Genomic DNA, 14,148 nt, shown 5'->3' on the forward strand with positions numbered 1-14,148 from the left:
TTACCTCTGAACACAGCTATAGAATACATTTACACAAAGTGTTTTATACTACCACAAAAATGTAAACAGCGGATTGAGCAACTGCGTAAATACACTCACCAAAAGTTGGAAAACTTCAACCAGCTACTCTCCTAGCCTATTCATTAACTCCATTGTTTCGTTTACTTTTTCGATGGATACCATCGCACGAAGATTTCCCGTCAACAATAAATGGCCTCCATCTGCTTTTACATAACGCACCACGTGATGTAAATTAACGATATAGGATTTATGACACCTGTAAAACATGGGCAACGGAGCCAACTGCTCTTCAAAGTGTTTCAGATTTTTACTTACGAGCACCTTAGTGCCGTTGCTTAAATGAAAATCGCTGTATGCAGCCTCCCCTTTTATGAGTACAATTTCGTTGGGTTTCAAAAAATGCAAACTATGCCCTGTTGGCAACGCAATGCGTTTCTCCTCCCAATTGGTGCGGGCTTCCAGGTTTTGCTGTAGCGCTTTCAACTGTTGCACCTGACTTTGCTTATCTGTTTGTACAAAACGTTCAACTGCTTCTATAAGTTGAGAGTGCTTGATGGGCTTCAGCAAATAGTCGATGGCAGAAAAGCGAAATGCCTGCAAAGCATACTCGCTGTATGCAGTGGTAAAGATGATGCGATAGTCAACCTCTTCGGGATTGAAAAAATCAAGAATTTCTAACCCGGAATGTCCCGGCATTTCTATGTCGAGAAAAACCAACGATGGTTTGTGCTTGTGAATGGCTTTTACCCCCGAAGGCAAATCTTCGCAAAGCGCCAACACTTGCAATTGCGGACAATACTGCTCAATCATGGCCTGCAATAAGGCTCTTGCTCTTGGCTCATCATCTATAATTATACATGTATGCATCTCTCTATATATTTTTATTTTGCCGCTGTGGCGAAGGCACATGCAGTTCTACTGTTGTACCTGCAGCCATACCCAGCGCATCGTACTTATCAATTATTTGTATGCTGATGACGTTTGTCAATCCTTTATTCAAAATCTCTAACCGCTTTGCATTTGCCGACATGGCAAACGATTCATGCTGCCTGTAGCGATGCGCATTCAACTGTTCGCTTTTCTTGCGCCCAACACCATTGTCATCTATTACTATTATTAATCCTTCAGCACCAAGGCTAAACTTCACCAATAACTCCCATCTGTTTTTGCTGTGCAGCAATCCATGCTTAATAGCATTTTCAACATAAGGCTGTATCAACATGGGCGGCAACCAATGAACATCCGTTTGTAAATTGGGTTCTACCTCAAGCTTGTAATGCAACTTATCTTCAAACCGAAGTGCTTCCAAATCAAGATACAACTGCAAAGCTCTTAACTCTTCACTTAATGTAATCAAATCCCTATTGCTCATATCCAACACCATGCGGGTAAGCTCCGAAAATTGATTGAGGTAATTGGCGGCTTGTAATTTATCGTTGGTGTATATGTAAGACTGAATTGTATTGAGTGCATTAAAAAAGAAATGCGGATTCATTTGGCTTTTAATACTTACCAACTTGCTGCGTTGTAACTCTTGCTCCAGTTGCATTTGCTGCGTTTTAAGGGCATTTTCCCTTTGCTCTCTACGCAGCTTTATTTTGAAATACACATACACTCCAGCGATTGATATAATACTTATTACCAACAAAAACCACCATTGCCGGTACAATGGTGCTTGAATTAAAAAGTTCAATGTTAATGGTTGTGCAGCAGGCAATCCATCTTCGTTGGCAGCTTGTATTTGCAAGGTGTATTTACCCGGTGCCAATGCAGACAGATTCAATGACCGTACACCCGTTTCCAACTGTTGCCACGGTTGATCATTGATGCGATATTCTACCTTTTGCTCATTGATATTTTTATACGATAAAACAGCAAAACCAATGGAAAGATTATTTTGATTACTCGCCAGTTGCATACCATCTTGCCATAATACTGAATTGCCATTTACCAACACCTGATGAATATCCATAATCGGAGCTACAGTATTTGCAGCACCCATAGTTGCATCAAACTGTACCAAGCCTTGCGTGGTAGCCACATACAGTTCACCGTTTAACCAACGCATGTCTTTGTATTCAGCCTTCGGCAATCCATCGGCTACGGAATACACTTGCATTGTTTTTTCCTTCCTGTTATATTTCAGCACTGCTTCATCCGAAAGCATCCAAACATCATCACCATGCACCTGCAGTTTGTAAATGCTGTTAGCAATTGGCTTGTCCGTAAGCGGACTTATCTGCATGTTGCTGTTCAATAGCAGCACACCCTGACTGTAAGTGGTAATAAACACTTCATCATTGGCTTGCAACAGGCTGGATGCATAAACTGGCAAACCTTTATACATTAAACTGCCAGAAGCAGTAGGCGTATAATAAAACAGACCACCACTGGTAGCTGCAAGAAGTGTTGCCGTAGCTGCATTATACAACACCCAACGGCCTCTGTTTCGAGGCACTTTTGCCTTTCCGGAAAATGCAATTTTTGCTGGCAATACCGTGTCTGCCGGAAATTGACTATTGAAAAAACCAATACCACTGGCATGGGTAAATGAATACCAGTTATCTCCCATCGGTACAACATTTTTACCCGCAAACATGTATTGCTGTTGCAACGAAAAGTTTTTCAAATAAGTAATTCGATCAGAGCATAAAAAAGTTCTGCTATTCAAATCGTCATGCAATATGTGCAACACCTCATGGTTAGTGGGTGCCTTATACAACGTTTGATATAAATGCGTTTTCGTATCGAAAGCAAGCAGCCTGTGCACACTTGTTCCTGCCAATAATATTTGTTCATTTTTTTCAGCAAGTGCAGTTATAGACTCATTATTGTAGCCGTACAATCTGGTTGCCATATTCGGCACCATAATCAATCCTTTATCCAAAGTTGCAAACCAATAACTTCCTTCCCTATCTTTTGCAATACGGCTAATGCTACTGTTTTCAAAAAAACAATGGCCATCATACATTGGCTTCAAATCTTCCGAAAAACAATAGGCCCCGGCAGTAGTACTTATCCAAAACTGAGCACCCAAACTGTTTACTTCCTGGATAAAAGTATTTGGCTTAAGAATAGACAAAGCTTGTACTCCATTCTTACCGATGACGTATACATTAGGAGATCCGGTTTTTGCAAAAGCCACAAAGCCAAAAGACGTTTTCCGCAGAAAAAAAACACCGTCCAACGAATGCCCCAATTCCAAATGCTTTTCTAAACGTTTTCCATCAAAGCGGTAAATGAAATTTCCGCTTATAAAAAACAATGTATTATCATCAAAACAAGCTGCCGAATAAAAAGTACCAGGATAGGACAAACTGCTGCGCTGCTTTGTAATTGTATTCAGCACCCTGATACTGTCATACTTCACCGATACCAACAAATTGCCTTGTATAATACCTGCCGTTGAATAAGTACCAGGGCTGTTGAAATTTTGTTGCCGTACAATAGAATCGTTATTGGTACAATAAAAATTGCCGGCAAAATCCTGCACCCAAATTACGCCCTCAGAATTTTCCATCAGATTACTCAAGCTATACCCTTGCAACATGCTGGATTTGTACTGCAAAAACTTTACACCATCGTAGCGGCTTAATCCACGATCATGGCCCAACCATAAGTACCCCTTCTGATCTTGCATTACAGAATACACTGTGTTGCTGGGCAATCCGTTTTGATTAGTAAGCATACGGTACACAGGGTCTTGCCCGTTTCCGGAAAGCCAGCATATCAGTATCATTAAAAAGAGTATTACCCGCATCATGGCAAAAGTAAACTGCCTTTCACCAACATCCACTTCAGCTATGTAAAAGGCAGTCTTTTGAATGTCAATAATACGCTGCTGCTAAATACTGCTGAATATTGTTTTGCCAAATCCTCAGCAGAATTCACGAAAAGGCTTTTTTTGTGTACAGATGTTTGCCGAATACGCAACTACAACAAGGTATTTGCCCATTACTTTGCGCAGCTATAACACATGAGCACAGTATCTTTTTTATCGGCCAGGGCATTGCACAAGGCTTACAACAATGTAGCCGTTGTGGCACCTATCAGCTTCAACCTGCACGGTGGTTGCAGGCTGGCCATTGCCGGCGAAACAGGCTCCGGTAAAAGCACTTTGCTCAAAATGATAGCCGGCCATGTGCAACCCGACGGCGGAGAGATCTTCTTCAACGGCGAACGCATTTTAGGGCCGAACGAGCAACTGCTGCCAGGTCACAAAGGCATTGCTTGTCTGAGCCAGCATTTTGAATTGCGCAATAATTACATCGTAGCCGATTTATTGGATTATGGAAGTGAGCTCAATGCGGAAGAACAACTGCAACTCTACCGGCTTTGTGAAATAGACCACCTGTTACAACGCAAAACCAACAGCGGCTTATCGGGCGGGGAAAGACAAAGAATAGCACTGGCCAAAATTTTAACCACACAGCCTGGGCTACTATTGCTCGATGAACCGTTTTCAAATTTGGACACACTACACAAGCAATCAATGCGACGAATAATAGCCAACTTACACGCTACCTTGAACATTGGCATCATCATGATTTCGCATGATACTACCGACATGCTGAGCTGGGCAGAAGAAATTTGGATTATGCAGCATGGTAAGCTGGTTCAACAAGGTTCAGCAAGGGAGATTTATTATCATCCCGTATCTGATTACGTGGCTGGTTTGTTTGGCGTGTACAACGCATTACCAACTGCACAAATACAAACATGGTTTCCGCATTTTTCAAACGGTACAGCGCAAACCATTCACATCAGCAGGCCAGAACAATGGCAGATAAGCCTTGTGCCTGTGCCGCATTTTCTGGAAGCACAGATTGAAACTATATCATTTGAGGGTCCTACTGTTTTGCTCGGCATTCGTGTGCAAGGGCAACTGTTGTTTTGCCGCAGCATGCAACATGCTGTGTCCGTTGGACAAACAATCTATGTGCATTTGCAACTTTGCTGATGCTTTTAGCATTTGCCCACCGTGTAGTTTATCAGTCAAGTATTTCATTAACAGAATACTCAGAAATCTTTAACCTGCTTTTGTATCATCATTGTTGTAGTAGTCCGTCATACAGGCATACTAAAGCAATCGTTATGAAACGACTACTACTCATTGCCATTCCCTTGCTACTGTTATTAACTGCTTGCAGCAAACAAGCTATTATTCGTCCGCCTGTAGATGAAAGTGAATGGTTGCGCAAAGAAAGAGGCATAGTGGTAGCCAGCAATTTTGGCTGTACCAGCTTTGTAATTGAAACCAGTCGTGGCTATGCGTTGCTACGTATGTGGGGCGGCTCGGCGCCATTTATGGGCACTACTTTGTACGGCAATTTTAGCAGCTGGGGTGTAAAAACAGTGTACAACAGAACCGAAGGATATTTAATGACAGTTGATGTACAAGATTACTGGCTCGGCTACTGGCAAGCCATGGATGGAATGGCCTGGAATTGCGGTGGCCTGTTTCCGGGAAAAGCAAATAATGGCAACACTCTAGGTGTAGATTCCACATCAACATCTTCGAAATAACCGACAACATTTTCCGATGCATACTTGATTTACCTTTATGCTATCAGCAACAGAATATCAGGTATGCATCATGTGTATTGTATCAGTGGTTTGGGTGCCGACTTTCGCATTTTTAAACAGTTGCAATTGCACAATGCAACATTGCATCCTATAGAATGGACGATGCCGGATGCAGGTGAAACACTGCCACAATATGCAGCACGACTGGCGGCACAAATCAAACATGCACAACCCATTTTATTGGGCGTTTCATTTGGAGGTATGCTGGCTACAGAAATCAGCCGCATCGTGCCGGTGCAGCAAACCATCATTATCAGTAGTTGCAAATGCAGACAAGAGCTACCAATATGGATGCGTACAGCCGGCAAATTGCAGCTACACAAAATGGTGCCTTATTGGATGGTGACGCAATTCAGCAGCCTCAACAAGTATATTTTTGATACACAAAGCAAGACCGAAGATTTGTACATCAAACAAATGATGCTGAAAGACACGCACCATCTATTTGTGAAAAGGGCTGTAAACATGATTCTTACCTGGCAGGGTCAAACGCCTACACAGAATATCATACACATTCATGGCAGGGCCGACAAATTGTTATTGCCCAAAAAAGTAAGCGCTAACTATTGGCTCAGTGATGCAGGTCATTTTATGATCTGGAACCGGGCAACAGAAGTAAGCCAATACATCAATGCTGTATTCGATGCATTGGCAAAATGATAAAACAACAATCGGCACCTGTATAATACAGGCACCGATTGAGTGATTGCTTGTTTAATAAATAAATTACTTACTTACTTCTTCAATTACTGTTGAAGAAAAAGTTTTTACCTGAACAGCGAGTTTCTTACGGAACACACCTTCAGCGGTTGTCAGTTCCAGTTCGATACGCTCCAGTTCTTCGGGGCGAAACTTCACGGTAACAGTGTGATTCTTTACGTTGATACGATCAACGAACAACAACTCTCCCATTTCGTCGGCAATGCGGAATACAGCGGGCTTGTCATTGTTTTGCTGCAGTTGAACCTGCAGGTAAATGAAGCGGTCGTCTGAACCGTAGTGACGAACAACGATATTTCCAGCGTTCTGGTTTTCAGTTTTGCGGGTGTTTGATTTGCGGGCAAATGTTTCGCCGGCAGGAAGCATAGCCATTACCATGGCTGCGATTGCAATAATAAACGTGTACTTTTTCATAACTCTTGCGATTTTTAATGGTTTAATAAATCCGTTTCGATCTATTCACTTCTTCATTTCATTCGGCTAACAATCGAAGAGTTGAAACCGTAAATAAAAACGTGCATGTGTGTTTTCATATACGGTGTTCCATGCATAGGGTTGTGTTGGTGTGTGTATCAATTGATAGTGCAAACATAGAACTCATTTTTAGCGAAGCACAACCCGATTTGGCTTTTCGGCATGATACCTAAACAGCCAACCAAACCCTAAAACCCTTGCCAGCATTGAGTTTTAGCTACACATCTCCATCATGCCCAACGGTAAATTACGAAAATGTTAATGCCCTTTTTACAGTGAAAAAGGGCATCATCCGGACAATTACATGACAGTTTACTGAAACAAAAAGGCCACATCTTCAATGCTTAATTCTTGCATCAGGCCATCTTCTGTAGTAATTAATGACTCGGCTAATTTCTTTTTCCGGTCTTTCAATTGCAATATCTTTTCTTCTACTGTATGCTTGCAAATCATACGGTACGCAAATACGGGCTGCGTTTGTCCAATGCGGTGCGTTCTGTCAATCGCCTGATTTTCTACCGCTGCATTCCACCACGGATCTACAAGAAATACATAATCTGCTGCGGTTAAATTCAATCCGGCATTGCCTGCTTTCAAACTAATCAACATCACCGAAGCATCGGTATCCGTTGATTGAAATGCATTCACTAACTCCTGCCGTTTGTGTGCAGGTGTACTGCCATCTATCCTGCTGAAAACAATGCGATGCTGCATCAACGCTTGCTCCAATACATCGAGCATGCCAGTGAATTGTGAAAACACCAGCACCTTGTGCTGCGGAATAATTTGTTTCAGCTCTTCCATCAACACATCGGTCTTTATGCTGTCTTCACAAAACAGATCGGCATCTTTCACCAGTGCCGGACTATTGCATAACTGGCGCAATTTGGTTAAGCCTGCCAACACCGATAGCTTGCCAGCCTGCAATCCTTTTTGTTCAATTTCCAACAATACACTGCCGCGTATTTCCTCTTTCAACGATTCGTAAGCCATGCGCTGATCATGCCCCATGTGGCACCACAATATCGATTCGGTTTTCTCCGGCAAATCAGCCGCCACTTGTTCTTTGGTTCGACGCAGAATAAATGGCGCAATCATTTTTTGCAATGCAACCGCTTTCTCTTCATCCTTTTGTTGCTCTATAGGGTACGCATATTCTCTTCGGAAAAATTCCTTGCTGCCCAACATGCCCGGCAACAAAAAGTTGAGCTGTGCATATAAATCAACTGTTCCATTCATCACCGGTGTACCGCTCAGCGCAATGCGAAACGGTGCCTGCAGTTGTGTAATGGCACGGGTAATTTGTGCCACCGGATTTTTGATGTAATGACTTTCATCTATCACCACTGTATTAAACGTAACGGCAGCAAACTGTTCTATATCCTGCCGCAACGTACCATAGCTGGTAATAAGTACCTGATACTGCTCGTCTGTTATCCAGTCAGCTTTGCGTTGTGCTCCGTGATAAGCGATGCTGCGCAACACCGGCGCAAATTTTTCCAACTCCTGCTGCCAGTTGTACATCAGCGAGGCGGGGCACACTACCAAAAAACGGGCGGTGCTGTCTTGCTCAAACCGATGCGCTAAAAATGCAATGGTCTGCAAGGTTTTACCTAAGCCCATATCATCGGCCAGGCAGCCGCTGCCACCTGCTTCGGCCAGCAGCCGCAACCATTCATATCCTTTCTGCTGATACGGTCGCAATGCTTGTACCTGCAGGGTTTGCGGCAATGCATACAACGCATCTTCCTGCTGATGCCACTGCGTCCATTGTTGCCACCACTGCTCTGGCAATACTTGCGTCAATTGGAGTGCGTTATCATCGGTGGCATCCAGGCTCATGGCCAACCATCGGGGCACTTGCAGCTGATCGCCCTGCACCCGGCTATGCTTTACCATGCCTGCGTATTGGCGCAACCATTCTTCGCCCAACACACCAAGGCTACCATCTTTCAGCATCACGGCTTTTTGCCCGTTGAGCAACATTTTTTGCAAATCGGACAATGGAATTTTTTCTTTTCCAAAACTCACCTGAATGCTCACCTGCAACACATCTACCAGCTCTTGCAGTATCTGCAGTTTTGTTTCGGGTTTGTAGGGCGCATATTTAAAATGCCTGAGCAAATCCATGCCCCGCAATTCAATATCCGCATCCAGCAACTGATGATAGACTTTCAGAAACCAGCCTTTCTTTTGCGCATCGGCAAAGCTGAGGTAGTAGTACCCGTTGTATTGGCGGCTGAAGTTGGGATGCAAGCCTTGTAAAAATTGCACCAACGATTGCTCTGCTGTTTCATCCCGGTGAATGTGCAGCGTTACCTCATCTTGTTTGTACTTGGTAATGGGTTCGTACGCCCCTTCTATCACACAGTCTTCATATACAAACTGTGGCGTAAGCATCAAAAAAGCATTGTTGAGTTCGCTGAGCAACACACGGCGGGCAGGCGCTGTGGTAATGGCGACGGCCTCTTCCAATGCATCGGCCTGCACCTCAAAACCCTGCTGACGAATGTGGTTGGCCACGCTCCTTGCATAGTCAATGGCCGGCATGGTTTGTTCATCCCATGTATGTTCATCCAGCCATTCCAACAATTCGTAGCAACGCAGCGGCAGGTGCAAATACTGGTGATTTTTTTCCAGTAAAAAATAAAACCGTCGGTATTCTGCCAGCAATGTTTTTTCCTTTCCCTTCTCTACCCAAACATCTATTTGCGGTATATCGTTTTTTACAATTATGCAAAACGATAACATCACGGCAAAGGGATGGTACACACAAGGTGCCGTTACAATTTTATTGGTAGCACCATGCGGCAGCCGGTGGTACCACGATAGCTGTTGGCCGTATTGCTTCAACTGACCCAGCACCTGCAAAAAATAACGGGCCATGGCTTTGTCGTAAAAAGCCGGCCAGCCGGTAGCAGTGCGTTGCAATTCAAACCGCTTTTCAATCAGCAGTTTCTCTTTTTGCAAGGCCGATTCACTCACCATCATCAGCGCCTTGCGGGCTTCTGCATCCAGCCCTTTGAGGTGCTGCGCCACAATGGCCTGCATCACGGGCAGCTCTTCCATTTCTACCATGCCATTGTCTTTCTTGCTCACCTGCAGCAATTGCAATACCGGATGCCGGTGCAATAGCCGCATGGGCTGTAGCAGTAGCACGGTTTTTACAGAAACAGTTTGAGGTTGACTGGCCATGTGTGTACACAAAAAGGGGCGCAAACATAGGGTGAGTGGCACAAAAAAATCCTGCCGAATTCAGCAGGATTTTTTGTATGGCTGCGGGTTTATTTTTTACCCGCTCTTTTCTTCAGTTCTTCTACCGAAATGGTCATCAATCTTCCCTTCGGTGTATCGCCGCGATAGCTCATCACCTTCAGTTGCACCGCATCTTTCGGCACTTTTACCGCCGTGGTATAGGCAGGATAAAACTGATCGGGGAAGGAGTTGTCGAAGGTGTAATGCACTTTGATGTTGTCGATTTCCGTTTGCATTTCTACCCACAACTGTCCGTCGGCATCGAGGCGGGCAGTAAAGCTGGGCTCGTACACACTGGGGGCGTATTTAATCTGACGCACATCCAGGCGTTCGAAATGTTTCTCTACCCGGTTGGCAAAGTTCGTCCAGTTCTTTTGCTCCACAGGCGTCCACACACTTTCGATGGTGGCAAAAGCCCGGGGCCAGGTCATGTATTGCGCATGACGCATGTTGTACACCTGCTCTGTCCACAGGTTGGCCTGTCCGCCCTTGATGTATTGGGCATCCACTCCGGCAGGTACGGGGTTGAACTGATACGCTTTGTTCAACCGCAGCGTAGCATACACCCGTGGCTCAATGGCCACATCGCCCTGCATGTAATCGATATAGCTGTAGGTAGTGGGGCTCATTACCACTTCGTGCTTCAGTTTGGCTGCTTCAATGCCGCCTTTTTCGCCACGCCAGCTCATTACGGCAGCACCATCTACCAGACCGCCTTCGAGTATTTCATCCCAACCAATTACTTTTTTGCCTTTGGCCGTGATAATGCCAGTAACCCGCTTGGTAAAATAACTTTGCAGTTCGTGCATGTCTTTCAGGTTTTCCTTTTTCATGAGGGCCAGAATCTGCTCGTTTTTCTCCCAAAAATTATGGGCACATTCATCGCCACCAATGTGGATGTAGTCGAAAGGAAACAGGGCCGCTACTTCGCCAAACACCTGATCTAAAAATGTGTACACTTTTTCGTTGGCAGGACACAGTGCGTTGTCTACAATGGCGGTAAACTTACCGTCGCCCAACCAGTTCATGATTTTTTCGCCGCTGCGTACCACATAGTTTTCGGCACCGGGTGTGCAGCTCAGTTCGGGGTACGAAGCAATGGCCGCCAGGCTATGGCCGGGCACATCTATTTCGGGTAAAATATTCACAAAACGTTCTTTGGCATAGGCAATAATTTCCTTCACATCTTCCTGCGTATAAAAGCCGCCATAGGTTTTGGGCTCGTTAGGTTCGGGCTTGCTCATATCACCGAAGTAACCCTCTTTGGGCACCCGCCACGCTCCTACTGATGTGAGCTTGGGCAGGCCTTTGATTTCGAGGCGCCAGCCTTCGTCGTCGGTGAGGTGCCAGTGAAACACATTGAACTTATACCGGGCCATCTGATCGATGTAATCTTTCACTTCCTGCTTGGTAAAAAAGTGACGGGAAACATCAAACATGAGTCCACGCCACGCAAAGCGGGGATAGTCTGTAATGTTGGCGCAGGGAGCTGTCCACTGTACATTTTTCTGCACTTGCTTCGCTTCTATTTCTTTGGGAAACAACTGCACCAAACTTTGTACGCCGTAGTAAAAACCGGCGGCCTCATTGGCTTTGATGATGATTTGTTTCTGGTTCACTTCCAGCTCATAGCCTTCTTTGCCCAACGTTGCATTGGCCGGTTGCAACTGCTGCAGCACAATGCTGGCGGTAGCAGGTTTCCCCTGTGTAAACAGCATGGTATAACCCGTAGCGGTAGTGAGTTTGTGCTGCAGCCATTTTTGGGTGTATTGCAGCGACGCCATGTTGGGTGCATCTACCACAATTTGCTTGGGCAACAGGTAGCTACCGGGATTTTCTTTTACCGAAACCGGTTGCGGAATAATGGCCACCCTGCTTTGCTGGGCGATGGTTTGTCCTATGCCTGTTGCCAGTGCCAGCAACATCATCAGTTTTTTCATGTATGGGCAATTTTAAATTCGGGAAGGGGCAAGATAGTTGATTGGCTTTTGCAGCCAATGCCGGAGCTATTGATAATGTTTTTTATTAACACATGCGCCATACTACTAAACAATCAATGGGCATACGCATTTAGGTCGCAATTTCCATGAAAAGGCAAGGAACATCCCAACTTTTCCCCATCCCTTATCAAGTGAATCAACATTACTTCCGGCCCCAACACTTTTTAGTGTATGCAATGAAGGAAAATGGATGAATCCATTTGTAAGCCTAACATGCCATCTATAGCCCACGGTTTTAACCGTGGGCTATAGCATATGAGCAATACACAAAACCGTTTGAACGGTTTAGAAGACTGCAACAATCTTGAACTGCAGTGGCGAGGGCTTTGTTCGCAACCTCCCATTACGCTTGCCTTTCTTTTTTCCAAGAGAAAGAAAGTGACATGCCGCTAACAGAACCGCTTAGTGTAGTGAAGCATTCAAAAAAACAGCTGTTCTTGGCGTTAACAGAAGCAATACGGGTTATTGAATAAAATTCCCTCCATTAACCCTCTTTTAATGGAATACATCCTGCTGTACATTGCGGGTATGAAACAATGGATTGTTTTGGTTTGTATGAGTGTGCTGTGGGCCCAATGCGGCCCCTCCGCCGGAGATGAAAAAGACGGCCATCCCCGCATTGTGATTGAAACACAATACGGCGATATTGAAGCCGAACTGTACCCCGACAAAGCGCCGCAAAGCGTAGCGGCATTTCTACGGTTTGTCGATTCCGGGTTTTACCAACGCAGCAGTTTTTACCGCATACTCAGCCAAGACAACCAACCCATGGGCAGCGCCCCCGCCGAACTAATTCAGGGCGGCCTGTGGGGCACGGGCAACAAACGGGAATACCTGAAAGGCATACCGCATGAAAACACACAGCAAACAGGGCTGAGGCATATCAACGGGGCCCTATCCCTGGCCCGGCAAGATACCGGCACCGCCAACACCGAATTCTTTATTTGCATCGGCAACCAACCGGGCTTCGACTTTGGTGGCGACAACAACGGCGATGGCCAGGGCTATGCCGTATTTGGACAGGTAACCAAAGGCATGGAGGTGGTACAAAAAATTTACCGCCGCCCCGAAGAAAACCAATACTTCACCCCGCAAGTGGATATTATAACGGTGAGGAGGAAGTGAGAGATGCTCATGTTGATTAGCAACTATAAACGGTTAGAAAATTGCACCTATGGCCAACAATACAACATGTATAACCGGGTGTATTGTACTAATAACAATACTAAATGTATAACGCTATAACATTGACCATCAATAATGTTTCATTAGGTGTTTTTGAAAACAGTATCATATATTTACGTGTTGTGTGCCATACTGCCAAACAGTTTTGCCAGCGTTGGGGGCGACAGTAAAAATGTTCTTTATCATTTAGATTTGACTTGACCTAAAGCCCACATCGGCTTGACCTTCATTGTTCAACTTTTGTACATAATTTGTTCTTTAGTTTTTCAATTTGGCATTTGTAACGGCTGGACTTTTGCTCAAGTCATAGGCAAGTGGACACAGTACGCAGTTTGACAATCACTGCAACCTTGACCAAGACTTTTGAGCAGCACGACACATAACGACAAGAAATTTTTGCTTTTTTCAGTAGTAGTTTTTGGGTGGACACAAATTATTTTTTATTGACACAGTTTCTAAACGCAGATGAAAAAAATCTAAACTGTATTCAATTTTTGTTGCAGCATTTGGGCGACACAAAGACGTTGAAATTGACAGCAGTATTTAATTTGGAAAAATAATTTGAGTAGTTTTTATTTTTCGTTGCAGTTTTCGGTGGACACATAAGCGAATGACTACTCAAAGAAACTTTGCGGCATTGAGCAACGACAGTTTTTAGAATAAAAAGTTCTTTTAAAATTTGAACAACCGATTCCTGAAGCGAAGACGTACGGCACACAACAAGGGGTTTTGTGCAAGTTGGGCTGACGGAATAAAAATGAGCATTTGTAATTCTATTTGGCTTTTGTTCGGGCGTGACGTTCATTGCTGAACTTTTGTACTTAACTTCAACATTAAATTTTTAATCAGCAGCGGTTATGGGCAGACGGAATGCTAATTCCCAACCTGCACAAAGCCCTGTTCGTTA

9 protein-coding genes are annotated in these 14,148 nt (G+C 44.5%); 4 read left to right on the forward strand and 5 right to left on the reverse strand.

Annotated features, from left to right (window positions below; translation table 11 throughout):
• Positions 1-123: 123 nt before the first annotated feature.
• Complete coding sequence (locus V7Q13_RS17350) at positions 124-888, reverse strand: LytR/AlgR family response regulator transcription factor (protein WP_333801932.1); 765 nt, start codon at positions 886-888, stop codon at positions 124-126.
• Between the two features lie 4 nt (positions 889-892).
• Entirely contained in the window at positions 893-3,760 is a 2,868-nt protein-coding gene (locus V7Q13_RS17355) for a sensor histidine kinase (RefSeq protein WP_333801933.1), read from the reverse strand.
• 237 nt (positions 3,761-3,997) lie between these two features.
• Between V7Q13_RS17355 and V7Q13_RS17360 the strand changes: the two genes are divergently transcribed.
• The 3 genes from V7Q13_RS17360 to V7Q13_RS17370 all read left to right on the forward strand — a co-directional run bounded on the left by V7Q13_RS17360 (position 3,998) and on the right by V7Q13_RS17370 (position 6,267).
• Positions 3,998-4,981, forward strand: coding sequence for an ABC transporter ATP-binding protein (locus V7Q13_RS17360; protein ID WP_333801934.1), 984 nt, complete (start codon positions 3,998-4,000; stop codon positions 4,979-4,981).
• 134 nt (positions 4,982-5,115) lie between these two features.
• Positions 5,116-5,547: a hypothetical protein gene (locus tag V7Q13_RS17365; protein WP_333801935.1), complete on the forward strand. Its 432-nt coding sequence runs from the start codon at positions 5,116-5,118 to the stop codon at positions 5,545-5,547.
• Positions 5,548-5,571: 24 nt separating this feature from the next.
• Entirely contained in the window at positions 5,572-6,267 is a 696-nt protein-coding gene (locus tag V7Q13_RS17370) for an alpha/beta hydrolase (RefSeq protein ID WP_333801936.1), read from the forward strand.
• Between the two features lie 66 nt (positions 6,268-6,333).
• Here V7Q13_RS17370 and V7Q13_RS17375 read toward each other — a convergent pair whose 3' ends face one another.
• From V7Q13_RS17375 to V7Q13_RS17385, 3 genes are all read right to left on the reverse strand, one after another.
• A complete protein-coding gene (locus V7Q13_RS17375) occupies positions 6,334-6,741 on the reverse strand; it encodes a hypothetical protein (RefSeq protein ID WP_333801937.1) in 408 nt (135 codons plus the stop codon).
• A gap of 372 nt (positions 6,742-7,113) precedes the next feature.
• Entirely contained in the window at positions 7,114-9,996 is a 2,883-nt protein-coding gene (locus tag V7Q13_RS17380) for a DEAD/DEAH box helicase (protein ID WP_333801938.1), read from the reverse strand.
• An 89-nt stretch (positions 9,997-10,085) separates the two neighbouring features.
• Positions 10,086-11,996, reverse strand: a complete 1,911-nt coding sequence (locus tag V7Q13_RS17385; RefSeq protein WP_333801939.1) for a beta-N-acetylhexosaminidase — start codon at positions 11,994-11,996, stop codon at positions 10,086-10,088.
• Positions 11,997-12,554: 558 nt separating this feature from the next.
• Here V7Q13_RS17385 and V7Q13_RS17390 point away from each other — a divergent pair.
• On the forward strand, positions 12,555-13,181 hold the full coding sequence (locus V7Q13_RS17390; protein ID WP_333801940.1) for a peptidylprolyl isomerase: 627 nt from the start codon (positions 12,555-12,557) through the stop codon (positions 13,179-13,181).
• Positions 13,182-14,148 lie beyond the last annotated feature (967 nt).

This window comes from Phnomibacter sp., from assembly GCF_036803085.1.
Classification (GTDB): Bacteria; Bacteroidota; Bacteroidia; order Chitinophagales; family Chitinophagaceae; genus Phnomibacter.